General features: G+C 31.9%; 16 protein-coding genes and 2 tRNA genes. 4 read left to right on the plus strand and 14 right to left on the minus strand.

Annotated features, from left to right (window positions below; all coding sequences use genetic code 11):
* Positions 1-20: 20 nt before the first annotated feature.
* The 12 genes from H600_RS0101735 to H600_RS0101795 all read right to left on the minus strand — a co-directional run bounded on the left by H600_RS0101735 (position 21) and on the right by H600_RS0101795 (position 11269).
* Positions 21-1241: an MFS transporter gene (locus tag H600_RS0101735; RefSeq protein ID WP_026727166.1), complete on the minus strand. Its 1221-nt coding sequence runs from the start codon at positions 1239-1241 to the stop codon at positions 21-23.
* A 292-nt stretch (positions 1242-1533) separates the two neighbouring features.
* Entirely contained in the window at positions 1534-2574 is a 1041-nt protein-coding gene (locus tag H600_RS0101745) for a Gfo/Idh/MocA family oxidoreductase (protein ID WP_026727168.1), read from the minus strand.
* 190 nt (positions 2575-2764) lie between these two features.
* Entirely contained in the window at positions 2765-3835 is a 1071-nt protein-coding gene (locus H600_RS0101750) for an NADH:flavin oxidoreductase/NADH oxidase (protein ID WP_026727169.1), read from the minus strand.
* Between the two features lie 193 nt (positions 3836-4028).
* A complete protein-coding gene (locus H600_RS0101755; protein ID WP_157509863.1) occupies positions 4029-5267 on the minus strand; it encodes a hypothetical protein in 1239 nt (412 codons plus the stop codon).
* 164 nt (positions 5268-5431) lie between these two features.
* Positions 5432-5566 carry a hypothetical protein gene (locus H600_RS23220; RefSeq protein ID WP_280648012.1) on the minus strand — a complete coding sequence of 45 codons (135 nt, stop codon included), beginning with the start codon at positions 5564-5566 and terminating at the stop codon, positions 5432-5434.
* Between the two features lie 10 nt (positions 5567-5576).
* Positions 5577-5705, minus strand: coding sequence for a bacteriocin (locus tag H600_RS22660; RefSeq protein ID WP_084157330.1), 129 nt, complete (start codon positions 5703-5705; stop codon positions 5577-5579).
* Between the two features lie 141 nt (positions 5706-5846).
* Entirely contained in the window at positions 5847-7997 is a 2151-nt protein-coding gene (locus tag H600_RS0101770; RefSeq protein WP_026727171.1) for a peptidase domain-containing ABC transporter, read from the minus strand.
* 6 nt (positions 7998-8003) lie between these two features.
* Positions 8004-9140, minus strand: coding sequence for an HlyD family secretion protein (locus H600_RS0101775; RefSeq protein WP_026727172.1), 1137 nt, complete (start codon positions 9138-9140; stop codon positions 8004-8006).
* Between the two features lie 12 nt (positions 9141-9152).
* Positions 9153-9794: an ATP-binding cassette domain-containing protein gene (locus H600_RS0101780; protein WP_026727173.1), complete on the minus strand. Its 642-nt coding sequence runs from the start codon at positions 9792-9794 to the stop codon at positions 9153-9155.
* Positions 9781-10686, minus strand: coding sequence for a hypothetical protein (locus tag H600_RS0101785; RefSeq protein ID WP_026727174.1), 906 nt, complete (start codon positions 10684-10686; stop codon positions 9781-9783). The genes H600_RS0101780 and H600_RS0101785 overlap by 14 nt, the downstream gene beginning before the upstream one ends.
* Positions 10687-10744: 58 nt before the next feature.
* Positions 10745-10882, minus strand: coding sequence for a class IIb bacteriocin, lactobin A/cerein 7B family (locus H600_RS22665; RefSeq protein WP_084157331.1), 138 nt, complete (start codon positions 10880-10882; stop codon positions 10745-10747).
* A 66-nt stretch (positions 10883-10948) separates the two neighbouring features.
* Complete coding sequence (locus tag H600_RS0101795) at positions 10949-11269, minus strand: hypothetical protein (protein WP_035108249.1); 321 nt, start codon at positions 11267-11269, stop codon at positions 10949-10951.
* A gap of 344 nt (positions 11270-11613) precedes the next feature.
* Here H600_RS0101795 and rseP point away from each other — a divergent pair, with 344 nt between their 5' ends.
* The 4 genes from rseP to H600_RS0101820 all read left to right on the plus strand — a co-directional run bounded on the left by rseP (position 11614) and on the right by H600_RS0101820 (position 13579).
* Positions 11614-12960 carry an RIP metalloprotease RseP gene (gene rseP / locus H600_RS0101805; protein WP_026727177.1) on the plus strand — a complete coding sequence of 449 codons (1347 nt, stop codon included), beginning with the start codon at positions 11614-11616 and terminating at the stop codon, positions 12958-12960.
* 86 nt (positions 12961-13046) lie between these two features.
* Positions 13047-13120 (plus strand) — tRNA-Asn (locus H600_RS0101810).
* A gap of 38 nt (positions 13121-13158) precedes the next feature.
* Positions 13159-13232: transfer RNA gene (locus H600_RS0101815), tRNA-Asn, on the plus strand.
* Positions 13233-13282: 50 nt separating this feature from the next.
* Positions 13283-13579 (plus strand): GIY-YIG nuclease family protein, encoded by a 297-nt coding sequence (locus H600_RS0101820; RefSeq protein ID WP_026727178.1) that lies wholly within the window; start codon positions 13283-13285, stop codon positions 13577-13579.
* 136 nt (positions 13580-13715) lie between these two features.
* Here the strand turns inward: H600_RS0101820 and H600_RS0101825 are convergent, their stop codons facing one another.
* Positions 13716-14408, minus strand: a complete 693-nt coding sequence (locus H600_RS0101825; protein ID WP_026727179.1) for a hypothetical protein — start codon at positions 14406-14408, stop codon at positions 13716-13718.
* A 202-nt stretch (positions 14409-14610) separates the two neighbouring features.
* Positions 14611-15807: a C1 family peptidase gene (locus tag H600_RS0101830; protein WP_026727180.1), complete on the minus strand. Its 1197-nt coding sequence runs from the start codon at positions 15805-15807 to the stop codon at positions 14611-14613.
* Between the last annotated feature and the right edge of the window lie 123 nt (positions 15808-15930).

Here is a 15930-nt window from a genome sequence, read left to right on the forward strand (position 1 = left end):
TGGTTTTTTTGGCCCTATTTTTAAGCCGTAGTTCTAATTTTAGAAACCATAAAAGCAATCAGAACTCCAAAGATTCCGATAAAAGCAAAAGAGAATTGAAGTCCAAAATTCTCAGCAATATGACCAATAACAGGAGGTCCCATTAAAAATCCTAAGAAACTTACACTTGAAACTATAGTTAAAGCTTCACCTGGTGGAACTGTCGGGTTTTTTCCCGCCATACTGTAAACTGTAGGAACTATAGTCGCCACGCCCAAACCAACTGCCATAAAAGCAATGGTACACGGAATTAAATAAGGAAGAAAAACAGCCGTAAATAATCCGGCAGAAATCATAACACCGCTTATCTGCATGACACGCTCGCGCCCAAATTTATTGATTAATCCATCACCTAAAAATCTTCCGCTCGCCATCATAATCATGAATGAAGTATATCCCAAAATTACCAACGGCCCGGGAGCTTTTACAATATCTTTAAAATAAACGCCGCTCCAGTCAAACATTACGCCTTCGCTAGCCATGCTGCAAAATCCGATGACGCCGAGCCAAATTAAAGCGCTGTCTGGTTTTGTAAATAATTTTTTCTTCTCGCCTTTATTCTTGATTTTCTTTTCTTTGGCTTTGACTAAAAATTTAAAATTAAATACAATCATTAAAAGCACTATACCAGCTACAATCATAAAGTGATGCAATGGCGATAAATTTAAAGCTAACATTCCGAGGCCAACCAAAGCACCGGTAAAACCAGCAAAACTCCACATTCCGTGAAACGAAGACATGATTGTTTTTCTAAAAAGTACTTCGGTATAAACACCTTGTGTATTTACAGCAATATTGGCTAAGTTTCCAAATAATCCAAATAAAAACAAACCCAATGACAATTGAAGCGCTGTTGTTGCCAGACCTAAATTGACCAGACACAAAACATACATAATTAGAGAGAAAACTAAAACGCGATGGCTTCCAAATTTGGTTACCATTTTTCCAGAAAAAGGCATAATGACCAATTGTCCCATTGGCAAGGCAAAAAGTATCGATCCCAAGTCGCCTTCGGTTAAGTGCAGTGCGGTTTTAATATCTGGAATTCGACTTGCCCAAGTTGCAAAACTTAATCCCATTCCGAAATAAAACATTCCAACGGCAAAACGAATTCGGTTCAAATAAGAAGCTTTTGCTTCTCTGAAAACTTTCTTGATTTTTCCTTTTGTCTGAAATAGTTCTAGTGGATTGAAATTTATCAAAATCGATGCATTTTGGGATTATACTATAAAAGTACAAAAAAGCTGTCTATTTCTTTCAAGGTTCAAATTGTTCCTTTATTTACAACGTTATTGTTTATAAATTGCTGTGTTTTTGGCCCACGGATTAGACTGATTAAACAGATTTACGCCGATGTTTTTTTAATTCTCCGCATAAAAAAAGACGCACAGCAGTGCGTCTCTACGATTATTCTTTATCCATTTTACCAAAGATTAAAAAAACAAAACCAGCGAAAACCAGTTTCAATCCGTGCAATCCGTGAGCCAATAATTATTACAAATTAATTACTGTGCGCTGCGCATTACTTGCGATTGCAGCTTCAATAATTTGCATCACTTTTACTCCGTCTTGGCCTGTAACTGGTTCTGTCGTATCGTTTATAATTGAATTGTAAACGCCGTCAAAAAAGGAGAAATAATTGCCTTGCAATGTCGGTACTTTTTCGCGAATTACTTTTCCGTCAATTTCAGTATGAAGAAGGCCTTGAAGTTCTTCCGGTTCTGTTCCCCACGATTCTAAGTTTGGTTTTTTCCCGATTTTCAATTCGTCTTCTTGAACATCGCCTCTCGGTTTTAAGAAAGAACCTTTTCTGCCGTGAATCGTAAACGCTGGATTGGCTTCTCTAACAAAAAATCCAGCTTTTAAACGTACTCTAAAAACTTCATAAATTAGCAATAAGTCAATATAATCGTCAACTAACGAATTTTCTCGCGTGTAGCGAATATCAGCAAAAACTGATTTTGGCGAACCAAATAAACAAATTGCCTGATCAATTAAATGCGGACCCAAATCTTTCAAAATTCCAGCGCCGTCATTTGCAGTTTCTTTATGCGCTTTCGGACTTAAAACAGGATTGTAGCGGTCAAAATGAAATTCTGCTTCAATCAATTCGCCTAAAACACCATCGTGAATTATTTTCTGAATCGTTTTAAAATCGCTGTCCCATCTTCTGTTTTGAAAAACGGCTAATTTCAATCCTTTTTCTTTTGCAATTAGTGTCAACTCTTCCGCTTCTGCCACAGTTGTTGTGAAAGCTTTTTCTACAACAGCATGTTTTCCTGCCAAAAGTACTTTTTTAGCATATTCATAATGTGTTCCAACTGGCGTGTTTACGATTACCAAATCGACATCATCTGCCAATAAATCATCAATTGAAGAATAACTTTTAACGTATGGATAATCTTCCTGAATTAATTTTTTAGATCTTTCCCAAGATCCTAATAATTCAAAACCGGGATGAATATCTAAAAACGGAGCGTGAAAAACTTTTCCTGACATTCCGTATGATAATAGTGCTGTTTTTAATTTTTGCATGTTGTTATGTTTATTTTTCTGCCACAGATTACACTGATTAATAGGATTTCTTTTTTCTATTTTTTGCCACGAATTACACAAATTTACACAAATCGTTGTGCTCAAAAATTTAAATAAATTCGTGAAAATTTGTGTAATTCGTGGCAAACAAAAAATCCGTTTAATCTGTAAAATCTGTAGCTAATAAAATTTATAGTTTAGCTCTTTCGTATTGTTTTGGCCAATGAATATCGTCGTTTAAATCTTTGGCAAAATCTAAAGGCAAATTCGGATTTCTTAATGATTCTCTAGCGAACAAAATTAAGTCGGCTTGACCTTTTTCTAAAATTTCTTCTGCTTGTTTTGCATCCGTAATTAAACCTACAGCTCCAGTCAAAATAGTAGCTTCTTTTTTTACTTTTTCTGCAAAAGGAACTTGATAACCGGGGCCAATTTCAATTTTTTGATGCGAAACCAATCCGCCAGACGAAACATCGATTAAATCTACTCCTTTTTCTTTTACTATTTTAGCAAGCTGTACCGATTCTTCAGGATTCCATCCGCTTTCTGCCCAATCTGTTGCCGAAATTCTAACAATTAAAGGCAAATCTGAAGGCCATTCGGTTTGAACAGCTTCTACAATTTCTAATGTAAAACGGATTCTATTTTCGAAACTTCCTCCATATTCATCGGTTCTCACATTGGTTAAAGGTGATAAGAATTGATGCAACAAATAACCGTGCGCGGCATGAATTTCTAAAACCTGATATCCTGCTTCAACAGCTCTTTTTGTTGCCGATTTAAAATCAGAAATTACTTTTTGAATTCCGTTTTTATCTAAAGCTTCAGGAAGAAACGGTTCGTCATCGTGATACGGAATCGCACTTGCAGAAACGGTCTGCCATCCGCCTTGAGCGAAATCTAATTTTTTATTGCCAAGCCAAGGAGAAGAAACACTCGCTTTTCGTCCCGCATGCGCCAATTGAATTCCGGGAATGGAATTTTGCGAAACAATAAATTCGTTGATTTCTTTGAGTTTTGCGATATGTTCATCTTTCCAAATTCCGAGATCATCTGGAGAAATTCTTGCTTCAGGAGAAACTGCAGTGGCTTCCTGAATAATCAATCCTGCTCCACCGCTTGCACGGCTTCCTAAATGAACGAGATGCCAGTTGTTTGCAAATCCGTCCTCGGCTGAATATTGACACATTGGCGAAATGACAATTCTGTTTTTTAAAATGGTGTTTTTTATTGTTAAAGGAGAAAATAATTGTGAAGCCATATTTGTAACTTTTAATGGTTTTAGACTACCTATTGAAGACAGCAGCCTTATAAAAAGTAAAGTTACGGCATCCTTATAAAAGGAGAAATCTAAATGTTTATTAATTAACAAACATTTAGATTAATCTTATTTTCTGCTTCCTTTATTTGAAGTTCTTTTATATTTTCAAATATCTAAATAATTTTCTAAAATTCTATTTTTTTAGAGATAGAATAATTCCCATATGAATTTGAAAATCTTCTGAAAGCGAAGGCGCTTCAGGAATAAATCCATCTGTTTTATACGACATTCCGAAATTAAAATAAGCAGATGGTTTTGTAGAATTACTTCTTTTTGAAAATCTAATTGCAAATTCAGATTTCAGGCCAATTCCAAATTCATTTTCTTTTGCCCTAAATGCTAAATCTTTAGGTTGTTCCCAAAAATCCAAAGTGGAATTCAATATAAATTTTTCATCATGAAAAGTATAATTATGCAAAGCAATACCTCCTGCAAAAAATGCGTAGCTTTTATTAAAATATTGGCGAAAATAGGGATTCAATTTGTATCTATCCTTTATTTGTAAGTACGCATTTTGCTCTGTAAAATATCCAAATGGGGCTAAAGAATAATTAACTGAAAAATTCCCAACTACATCTTTTGACAATTTATAATTTCCCAACTTCCAAACATTTGGATTCAAAAAATTGATTAATGAATAATACCCTATTCTCTTTGCATATGATTTTTCTTCATCGGTTAAGTCCTTTCTTTCTGTATAACGATAAAACTCCATTGAAGGCCTATGCAAATGACGAATCATTCCATATATATCATTTCCAACAACATCTCTATCAAGTTCTTTACTGTCTTCTTCCTTAATTCTTGTTGTTGAATTATAAAGGGTAGTAAAATAATATAATTGAGTTCCTAATTTTCTCATCAAATAATCGGGATAAAGAACCTTATAACTCTCTTCATTAAAATTAAAATACATATCAGATTTCCTGGAGTATGCGTAATCTGACTCTAATCCTGCTGTATGAAGTCTTATGTAGTTTGGCAAATTATTATCTCGTAAATTAATCAAAGTTTCATTGCTCACACCTGTTACTTTGGCAACAAAATTTTTATCTAAAAAAGGTTTATTCACACTTCCAATTCCAAGTTCAGAGAGTACTGACTGATGACCCGCTTCATGAGTAATTGCCTGTCCAATTAAGGATGTAAATATCAACAAACTAGTTGAATATATTTTTTCTTCTTTTTTAGTAATTGAGGAGCTATTAATTTCTTGACCGATATATCGAATCGAATTCAACATTAAATCGTTACTTTGGGACATTGTAAAAAGATAATCCTTTCCATCGTAGAGGTTATAATTATAGTATTTGGATTGAGCGTTATTTACAATTGTTACTAAAAAAAACACAACACTAAGAGTATATTTCATAATATTCTAACGAAAAAATTAAAACTATTCACCATTTAAATTAAAAAACTGTTTTGCATAAACATTATTTCTAAAATCTTATTTAAATGTTGAATAGTTTTTTCTAAAATTTGAATACCTAAAAATTAGATCGTATATAATACTGTTTTTAGAAATTCATAAAATTAATCTAACATATCCAAAAGGATTCTTGTTCCCAAAGCCACTAAAAAGAATAATCCCCACATGAAACCTCCTGAGACTTCTTTTTGTTGTTCTTTTGACATTTCTACAACACCAATTTTATCCAAGTCTATCATAGCACTTTTTTTAAGTTGTAAGTAAATAAGCAATTGCTCCAACAAGAATTCCCGCAAGAAGTTCTAACAAAAATCCTCCTTCAATTTCTTCCATTTCATGAGCTTTTAACTCAACTAAATTCAATTCTTCTAAATTCATAACTTTAAAATTTAAATGGTTAATTAATTTCTAATAAAATCATTTTCTTGAGAACGCTTTCATTAGAGCAAACTTATCATAGTTCCGTCTAATAAAATTGGACGGAAGTTAAACGCATTTATTTTTCTTCATTAATAATTTTTAAAGTAAATTCTGTTTGTTCCAAAGATTATGATATTCTGATTTTTGTTCCAATAAATCTGAATGATTTCCAGATTCGACAATATTTCCCTCTTTCATTACCAGGATTGTATCAGCATTTGCAATTGTACTTAAACGATGCGCAATAACTATAATCGTTTTTCCCTGTGATTTAAAATTATCTATTACTTCTTTTACAATTTTTTCTGAGTGGGTATCCAATGATGAAGTCGCTTCGTCCATCAATAAAATTTCAGGATCTTTATATAAAGCTCTTGCAATAGCAATTCGTTGTTTTTGTCCTCCAGAAAGCATTGTTCCGTTTTCTCCAATTTGCGTTTCAAAACCATTTGGCAGTTTTTCTGCAAACTCTGTAATGCCTAACTGTTTTGACAAATCCAAAATTCTTTGAATATTTGGAAACGAATCTCCTAAAGCAATATTTTCGATAATGTTTCCTGAAAATAAATTAAGCTGTTGTGGAATAACTCCAACTATTTGACGTAAACTTTTGTAATGAATGAATTTCGTATCATATTCACCAATTAAAATTTTCCCTTCTTTTATTGGATACAAATTTTGAAGTAAAGAAATTAAAGTCGTTTTCCCACTTCCGCTTTCTCCAACTATAGCAGTCATTTTATTTCTTTTGAATACTGCATTAAAGTTTTTAAAAACTTCTAATCTAGAACCGTAACGAAAAGAAACATTCTCGAATTTTATATCTCCTACATTTTCTTTTTGCAATTCTACTTTATTTTCTGTTTCCTCTCTTTCCAAGTCCATTATTTCAAATAGCCTGTCAGCAGCAATTAATGCATTTTGTGCTGTTTTATTCATATTTATCAACGACGCAACTGGCGAAGTAAAATACCCTATTAATGCATAAAATGAAAATAATTCTCCAGGAGTAATAGCTCTATCGATTACATAACCTGAACCAATCCACATTAAAACAACTGTAAAAACTGAAGCTAGAAACTGTGTTGAAGTTGTGGCAAAAATGCCATTTAAACCTGATTTATAAGTTGTAAATAAAAGTTTTACAAATTTATTTTCTGTTTTTAAATTTGAGAATTCTTCAATTCCAAACTCCTTGACAGTTCTCACATGCGTAATACTTTCTACTAATTGAGTTTGCAGTTCGGCAGCATTCTCCATGATATTCCGCTCAACCTTTTTGTTAAATTTATTGAGAAGAAAATAAATAGAGGCGTAAAAAGGAATAACTAAAATAATAACCAAAGCCAGTTTCCAATAATAAGTAAACATTAAAACAAATGAAAAAACGACAATAAAAACATTAACAATCATTTCGATTGCCACTTCATTTATAAAAGAACGAATTTTTACAGCATCATTAATTCGAGATGTAATCTCGCCTATTTGCATTGTATCAAAAAAACGCTGAGGCAGATGAAGCAGATGTTTATAGTAACCCAAGATTAATCTGGCATCGATTAACTGTCCTGTTTTCATTACAAAAATGCTTTTTTTTGAACCAAGATAGGCTTGGAGCAAAATAACTGCAATCATAGAAACACTCAATAAATTGAGCAGATTTCTATTTCCATCAACCAAAACGTAATCAGTTATTTTTTGGATATAAATTGACATGGCCAGTCCCAAAACTGTAAATAATATTGCCCCAACTAAAGCCTGAACTAAAATAGTTTTGTGTGGCTGAATTAAATTCCAAAATCTTTTTATGGGCGACGTTTTCTCATTTAGAGTTTTAAAATCATCATTTGGAGCAAAAAGAATCAATACGCCCGACCATACCTTTTGAAATTCTTCAAAAGTATAAGTTTGCATTTTTCCAAAACCAGGATCCATAACCGTGATTTTAGATTTTTCAACTTTGTAGATTACTACATAATGATGAAGTTGCTCTTTGGTAACGATATGAGCAATAGCAGGAAGCGGAATTTTATCTAAAGAATCTAATCCTCCTTTTACACCTTTTGCTGTAAAACCCATTTTCTCAGCTGCTTCAATAATCCCTAGCACATTTGTACCACGTTTATCTGTATTAGCGTATTGGCGTATTCTCGCTATAGGAAGATTAACTTTAAAATGATTTCCGATAGAAGCCAGACAAGCAGCGCCACAATCTTTAATATCATGTTGTTTTATTTTTATTGATGCCATTTATTTTTATCTGCTATTTTGTTTTGGGTTTAACCAATCATCCATTTTGTCGAATAACAAATCGAATAAACTTCTGCGGGTAATAATATATCTTGTAGTTAAAGTCATTCCTTTTGAAACATCGGTTTTGTAACCTGATTTTAAATGCAATGTTTTAGAATCCAAAGAACAGCGCACTTTAAAAAAAGCCTGATCGCCCTGCATCGTAATATTGCGGTCAATATCAATTACTTTTCCTTCTAAAAAACCCCATTGATTGTAATTAAAAGCATCTAGCTGAAATTTTACTTTTTGATTCTTCTTTATCAAACCAATATCATTTGGAGAAACATTACTTTCAACAATAAGATGATCAGCTGAAGAAATAGTTGCTATTGATTGTGACGCATTTACAAAAGAGCCTTCTTGAATTCCTGAATAATTCTCTATTGTGCCTGAAATAGGCGCTATAACAACATAATTATTAGATTCAACCTTTATTTTGGCAACTGTTCCATTCAAGTTTTTCAAACGCTCTTCTAAATCTCTTTTCTGGTTTTCCCAAGTTGATTTTTGCTGGCTTATAAAACTTTGCAACGCTTGTTTAGTTAAACGTAGTTCGTATTCCAGTTTTTCAAAATCTGCTTTTGCAATAATATCTTTATCATAAAGAATTTTATTGCGATCGTAATTTATTTGTGCTTGCGAAATTTTACTTTGCAGTTCGTTTTTTCCAGATTGAAATTTGAATAAATCTTCACGTGCTGTAGAAGTGAGCAAATGTGTAGTTTGATTTTGTAACAGATTTGAAATATCTTTTAACAATGAAGAAGCAGAACTTGATAATATATCCTGAGTTCTTTTATCACTTTCAAGATTTTCTTTGGAGATTTTTAAAAGTGTGTCGCCCTTTTTTACAAAAGTATTATTCTTTATAGCTATCCAATTCACTCTTCCGCTCACAATTGTTGCAACAGGAACATTATCTGTTTTACTACGAATTATGCCACGGCTTTGACTACTAATATCGATTTTAATAATTGGTAGTAATCCTAAAAAAATAAGGATTGCTAAAAGAATAATAAAGTAAATTGAAAAGCTCTTCGTTTTGTTTTTTGCAATAAGATTTTCAAGGTTGCTTATAGGGTCTGAACTGAAATTCATTGTTTTTTTGAATTACTGCACGTTATTTGAGAAAAGTTTCTCTTCAATTTCGCCATATTGAAATTTTTCAAATTCGGTTACTTTAGCATTTTGTATCAAAAAAATACGATCGCAATCTTTGTATAGGACTTCTAGAATATGAGAAGATATAAAGATGATGCTAGTTTTTGATAATTGTCTGATATAGTTCATCAATACATAATTAGATTCCAGATCTAATCCGTTAAAGGGTTCGTCAAAAATATAGATGGTATATGTTTTCTGAAAAATAGCATTCATGTAAGCTTTCTTTTTCATTCCAGTAGAAAACTCCTTTATAAATTTATTTTGAGGAACATCAAATATTTGAAAAACGTTATTTTGAATGTGTAATAATTCTTGGTAAAAAACGACAAATTCTTTGGCTGTTAATTCATCGTAAATCACTGGCTCAGTAGGGCACCATGCAATTTTGCCATGAAGAGAAGATTCTGTCTTGTGAATAATAGAACCTTTAAAAGAAGTTAAACCCATTATGCAACGAAATAACGTTGTCTTACCAGCACCATTTTTTCCTATAACGCCATAAATTCCATTTTGAGGTATCGAAATCGAAATGTCTTCCAAAGCCGTTTTGTCTTTGTAAGATTTGTTTATTATGTTAATTTGAAACATACTGAATGACTTTAATAGTTTTGACAGATTTTAAATACAGAAATGGAATAGCAATAAGAGATATACCTAATGGAAGCATACTCACAAAAATCGCAAGCATAAGTTGATGTAATAATTGATTCTTAAAAAATGAATATTTGAATACGATATTAAGTAATGGAATCAAAAAAATTATAGGAGAAAAACATAACAGTTCCCATTTCTTAAATAAGCATAAAGCAATAATTAACGGTATTGCTACTAATAGAGAATTTTTAATTGATGTTTTAAATTGTTGGTTTAAATAATCCTTTCCGATATAATAACTCATCGTTATATTCTCGAAAGCTTCCCTTTGAAAAGAAGGTATAATTCCAAAAATCGAAGCTGCGAAAAGAGATGCTATAATAAGATTTTCATTATTATATAAATCTCCAACAATAACCAAAAAAATAGTTATTGGAAGAAAGAAAATTAATTTGTTTCTCCTCCAGCAAATGTGCCAAAATGGATCAAACAAGCTAAACGGATATTTAATTACTTTACCATAAAACTGAGGGACAATATAGATATAAACTGTTATTAAAACAAGATATATTAAAGCAAGTAAATATTCTCTATTTATAATAAACAAAACCAAATAAAGTAGGCCGTAAACAAAGTATTCCCAAAATAATATTAATCTCCATTTTCTATTTAGCTTTAACAATTCAATATCTTTCCTTGTAATATGATAGAAAAAAATGTCTAAAGAAAATAGAAGAGCATAGTTTCGTAAAACTTGAAATTTTTCATTTAAACAAAAAAGATACAATAAACAACCACAAAGAAAAATGACAATTGCCCATTCGTCTTTAGGTGGTAAAAATTTTCGAAGACGAATTAGAACTAATTTTTGAATTACTTGTATCATATTTTATTAAAAATAGAGCGAATTATTGTTTATTAATTCGCTCTAAAATTTATATTAATTAATATGCAGCCTGTGTGCCCCAGCATAAGAAAACAGCAATTATTAAAGGAATAATTCCTCCTTCAATTTCCTGTATTTCCTGAGTATTTAGCTCGACTAAGCCAAAATCTTCGAAATTCACTAATTCTAATTCCATAATTCTAAAATTTAAAATGTTAATAAATAAGTTTTAACAAAATCATTTTTCTCGAGAAGTATTTTGTTATAGCAAACTTATCAGAGTTCCGTCTAATAAAATTGGACGGAAATTAGAGCCTCCAAAAATTTCTTTAGATTCATCATCTTTAATTGTTTTAAGCGAAAAATTCAATACTAATTCAAATGGAGTTTCGTAGTAAAAGGTTTCACGTTTTTTACAATATTTAATAGGAGCATTCAATTCTTTTATTGCCTCTAACTCATTATAAAGCTGGCTTCTGCTTAAATGAAGTTTTCGAGCAAAAGCAATTGGTGCACCCGTTTTTTCTCCACAAATTAATTTGTGAATCCTTTTAATTCTTTCAATTTGTTTAATAAAGTTCATGACATGAAGTTTAAAAATTAATAAATCATTTAAATAATTCGATGGTTTTGATTTTTTTTTTAATAATTAATAATTGTCATGTTTTTTGTGGAATCGTGAAATTAAAATGGAAGGCTTTAAAAACAGGAGAAAATAGGTTTTTAAAATATCAGAATAAGACATTTGTAACGTTACAAACTAATAAGTTACTAATAAAGCAAGCACGAGATACATGGCACTTTTACTTTAAAAAAAACTAAGCTTAATTATTAACAAACATTTAAAACCTTAAGTATTATATTGCGGGCTTAAATTAAATTTTAAAACGTTACTTTTGTGCGTTAAATACGAACTAAAATTATAAAATGGATATAGTTATCAAACTCTCTCAATTTCTATTGAGTTTATCTTTACTTATTATTCTTCACGAATTAGGGCATTTTATCCCTGCAAAATTGTTTAAAACAAGAGTCGAAAAATTTTACTTATTTTTTGATGTTAAATATTCTCTATTAAAAAAGAAAATCGGTGAAACAGAATACGGAATTGGATGGCTTCCGTTGGGAGGTTATGTGAAGATTTCTGGAATGATCGACGAAAGTATGGACAAAGAACAAATGGCTTTACCACCTCAGCCGTGGGAATTTCGTTCTAAACCAGCTTGGCAACGTTTAATTATTATGCTTGGCGGTGTTACGGTAAACTTTATCTTGGCTTTTATTATATATATAGGAATGGCTTTTGTATATGGCGATAATTACATAGCAAATGCTGATTTGAAAGATGGTGTTTGGGTAACTAATCCTGCGATTGAAAAAGCAGGTGTTCAAACTGGAGATAAAATTATTGCCGTTAATGGTAAAAAAATGGATCGATATGACGATATCTCCAAAAATTTGTATATGGCAAATGAAGTTACCATTGAAAGAAACAACGAAGAAAAAACAATTAAGTTTCCTATCAATATCATTAATAAAATCAGCAACTCTGGAGTAAAACATTCTTTAGTTGAAATGAGAATTCCATTTATTGTTGCAGGATTCGAAAAAGATTCTCCAAACAATAAAGATTTAAAAACAGCTGATATTATTACGCATTTTGATGGCGCTCCTTTAAATTATGCCGATGAAGCTGTTGCAAGATTTAAAAATCATGAAGGAAAAATAGTTCCAATTACAATTAAAAGAGGTGATAAAATCATTCAGACTACTTTAAAATTTAATAATAAGTCCAAATCTGGAGTGGCTTATGCAACTAGAATACCTTATTCTAATATTGAAAAATTGAATATATATAAAGTAAACCGTCAAAAATTTGGTTTCTTTGAATCAATCCCAATTGGAATCAATATGGGTGTAAATGGACTTATCGATTACGGAACTCAGTTGAAAAAAATATTCAATCCTAAAACGGAAGCTTATAAAGAGGTGGGTGGTTTTGCGGCTATTTTTAATGTTTTTCCAGATTCTTGGAGCTGGGAAGCTTTCTGGTCGATCACTGCTTTATTGTCAATTATGCTTGGTGTAATGAATTTATTGCCAATTCCGGCTCTTGATGGTGGTCATGTGATGTTTTTATTATACGAAATTATCAGTGGCAAAAAACCAAGCGATAAATTCCTTGAAAACGCCCAAATGGTTGGCTTCGTACTACTTATAGCGTTACTTTTGTTTGCAAACGGAAACGATATTTACAAGGCAATTATGAAGTAGAAAAAAAAATGAATAAAAAGAGTTAAAATATTTTTGAGAAACTAAAAATTCGATTATATTTGCACTCGCTAAAAAGAGCAACACTTTCCTCCTTAGCTCAGTTGGTTAGAGCATCTGACTGTTAATCAGAGGGTCCTTGGTTCGAGCCCAAGAGGGGGAGCAACTTTTTTTAGCAAACATATTTACCTTTAAGGTGATTCCTCCTTAGCTCAGTTGGTTAGAGCATCTGACTGTTAATCAGAGGGTCCTTGGTTCGAGCCCAAGAGGGGGAGCTTATTAAATACCACTTACAAATTGTAAGTGGTATTTTTTTTTAGATATCATGACTAATCATATCGTATATATTCTGCACTCTAAAAAACTAAATCGATATTATATCGGCTATACCTCTAATTTTGATTTAAGATTGGAATTTCATAAAAATGCCCTTTCCAATAAGTTTACTGCCAATGCAAATGATTGGACTTTATTTTTCAGCTTAATATGCACAAACAAACCCCAAGCACTTTCCATAGAAAAACACATTAAAAGCATGAAGAGTAAAATATATATTGAGAATCTAGCTCGATATCCTGAATTATCCGAAAAACTTCTTACGAAATATAAAGCTGACTGTTAATCAGAGCCCCGATAGCTATCGGGGTTGGTTCTCCCGATAGCTATCGGGACAAGAGGGGGAGCTTAAAAAAAAGACGATCAAATTGATCGTCTTTTTTTTGCTTATAATGTAAAGTTATTTCTTCATGCATCTCTTTCTATTGCTTAGCTACTTTATTGTTTAAGTTTTTACTTTCAAACAAAACCATCATCTCGTTTGCTTTTTCAGGCTGATTGATTGCTTTTAACGATTCAGCATAACGATAATAATAGATTGGGTCTAAATTTTTGGTTACTTCAATCAATTCAGCATAATATTTCGCCGCTGATTCCATGTCATCTTCAAAATAGGATTTGTCGGCTACTTTTTTGAGCATATCGCTGTTTTTATAGCCTTTATCTACCACTTTTGTATATGTTTTTGAAATATCAATATCAATATATTTTGGCGCTTCAGACGGGCGTGCTACAGCTACTTTCACCGGCTCTACCTTTTCATCAGGAATATCAATGACTACTTTTGCCATTAGAGGTACTTCAGTTTGTTTCAATTTCGGTTTTCTGTAAATTGGAGTTACAGTTCTAGTATTATTGGGACCAAGATCATATGTGTTAACCATGTCTAGTTTTGAAACTTCATATTTTGTAACTCTTCTCCCAAAAGTCATATTGATTGTTTCTTCAACGTAGTAAGCTTCTATAACAAGATCATTATCTGATTTCTTGTCTGATTGTAAATGTGTACTTCCAGCCGATGCAATAACAGGGGCTTTTGAAACTGTTTTCTGAGCAAAACAGCTAAAGGGAACAACACACACAATTGCCACAAAAATTTCTGCATAATTTTTCATGATAATTTTGATTAAGTTGCTGCAAAATGTAAAATCTCATATAAAGGTAGTTATAGTTCCTTTTTTTTTATTTATTTAACCCACAAACGACCTTAAAAGACGTTTAAGTACTGCTTTTTAACATTTTAAACTTCAATAACCACACAAAAAAAGCGCCGCAATTACTTGCAGCGCTTTTTATATTTTTAAAATCAGAATAAAATTAAACTCCTAATTTCTTAGCAATCTCAGCAGGAATTCCGCCTTTATTTACTAGTAATGCAGTAGTTTTATATTTCACGAAATTTTTGGTCACAAACAAGAAACCTTTGTAGTCGTTTGTTTCTCCCCAAGAATTTTTTACGATATAATATTCTTTTCCAGTTTGATCTTTTGCCAAACCAATAATATGCATTCCGTGGTCGTCTGTTGTTGTGTAATTGTCAAACGCCGCTTGACGCATTTCTGGTGTAATTTCTGGCTCAGCTTTTGGTCCGTTGAACATATCAGCTTTTTCTTCAGCTGTCATGTCATCGTATTTTTTTGTTGGAACATACGCTACACCATTTTTCCAACTAAAGCTTTTCTCGCTTACATCTGTTGCCCAAGCTACGGTATATCCTTTTTTCAAAGCATTGTCAATAACATCTGTCATGTCATTAACTTTTACATTGTAAACTTGATCTAGTGACCAGTTATCAGGTACCATCATAGTTGTTTTTTGGTAATAAGGAGATGTTGTAAATGAAGACATTTCAATATACTCGTCTGGATTAATTCCAACCATTTCTTTAGCAAATGATTGTGGCGTGTAGTTTTTTCCTTTGTAAGTGAAATTATCCGGCACTTTTCCTAGATAAGAATCAATAACTGCTGCGTATGCTTTTTGCCAGTTTGGAGTCAATTCTCCATTTGGGTTTTTAACAACTGCTGCAAGAACTCCTTCGATAAGAGCAGCCATTTCAGCAAATTTATTTTTATCTGTTCCATAGTTTAAACCTGTGTAGACTTCTCTTGGAACAGTTCCATATTTTTTATACATATTGATTACATCATGCAAAGCTCCTCCATCGCCTAAAGTAATCGCACCATGCATGCGAACGTAATTTATTCCTTTTTCAACATAAACATTTCTTGCAGAATAAATTTGAGACAATTCTACCGGCTGCTTTCCTAAACGAATCATCTCTGATTCCAAGAATGAGTTTGTCGAATAACTCCAACAAGTTCCCGAAGATCCTTGAGCTTTTACAGATGTTGTTCCTAAGTTAACTACTTCAGTGAATTTAAAGTTCTCTTTACTTTTATCACTTGCATTCAACTTTAATGAGTTTACCAAAACGTCTTGTGCAAAACAGCCACCCATACTCACTAAAAAAGCAGATGCTGCAAAAACTGATTTCATTGTATTTTTATACATAATCAAAAGATTTAAATAGATACTTATTAGTAGCCTAATTTTATTTTTGTTACAAAACAATTAAATATCAAGTAAAAAAACTATTGTTTTTGCGTTAATTTTTATACAATGTTTTTATTATTC

This window comes from Flavobacterium denitrificans DSM 15936, assembly GCF_000425445.1.
GTDB classification, from domain to species: Bacteria; Bacteroidota; Bacteroidia; order Flavobacteriales; family Flavobacteriaceae; genus Flavobacterium; species Flavobacterium denitrificans.

Bases quoted from the DNA above. Each gene is read 5' to 3' on its own strand.
- H600_RS0101745 (WP_026727168.1), bottom strand. From the start codon at position 2,574: ATGCAAAAATTAAAAACAGCACTATTATCATACGGAATGTCAGGAAAA.
- H600_RS0101750 (WP_026727169.1), bottom strand. From the start codon at position 3,835: ATGGCTTCACAATTATTTTCTCCTTTAACAATAAAAAACACCATTTTA.
- H600_RS0101755 (WP_157509863.1), bottom strand. From the start codon at position 5,267: ATGAAATATACTCTTAGTGTTGTGTTTTTTTTAGTAACAATTGTAAAT.
- H600_RS23220 (WP_280648012.1), bottom strand. From the start codon at position 5,566: ATGATAGACTTGGATAAAATTGGTGTTGTAGAAATGTCAAAAGAACAA.
- H600_RS22660 (WP_084157330.1), bottom strand. From the start codon at position 5,705: ATGAATTTAGAAGAATTGAATTTAGTTGAGTTAAAAGCTCATGAAATG.
- H600_RS0101770 (WP_026727171.1), bottom strand. From the start codon at position 7,997: ATGGCATCAATAAAAATAAAACAACATGATATTAAAGATTGTGGCGCT.
- H600_RS0101775 (WP_026727172.1), bottom strand. From the start codon at position 9,140: ATGAATTTCAGTTCAGACCCTATAAGCAACCTTGAAAATCTTATTGCA.
- H600_RS0101780 (WP_026727173.1), bottom strand. From the start codon at position 9,794: ATGTTTCAAATTAACATAATAAACAAATCTTACAAAGACAAAACGGCT.
- H600_RS0101785 (WP_026727174.1), bottom strand. From the start codon at position 10,686: ATGATACAAGTAATTCAAAAATTAGTTCTAATTCGTCTTCGAAAATTT.
- H600_RS22665 (WP_084157331.1), bottom strand. From the start codon at position 10,882: ATGGAATTAGAATTAGTGAATTTCGAAGATTTTGGCTTAGTCGAGCTA.
- H600_RS0101795 (WP_035108249.1), bottom strand. From the start codon at position 11,269: ATGAACTTTATTAAACAAATTGAAAGAATTAAAAGGATTCACAAATTA.
- rseP (WP_026727177.1), top strand. From the start codon at position 11,614: ATGGATATAGTTATCAAACTCTCTCAATTTCTATTGAGTTTATCTTTA.
- H600_RS0101820 (WP_026727178.1), top strand. From the start codon at position 13,283: ATGACTAATCATATCGTATATATTCTGCACTCTAAAAAACTAAATCGA.
- H600_RS0101825 (WP_026727179.1), bottom strand. From the start codon at position 14,408: ATGAAAAATTATGCAGAAATTTTTGTGGCAATTGTGTGTGTTGTTCCC.
- H600_RS0101830 (WP_026727180.1), bottom strand. From the start codon at position 15,807: ATGTATAAAAATACAATGAAATCAGTTTTTGCAGCATCTGCTTTTTTA.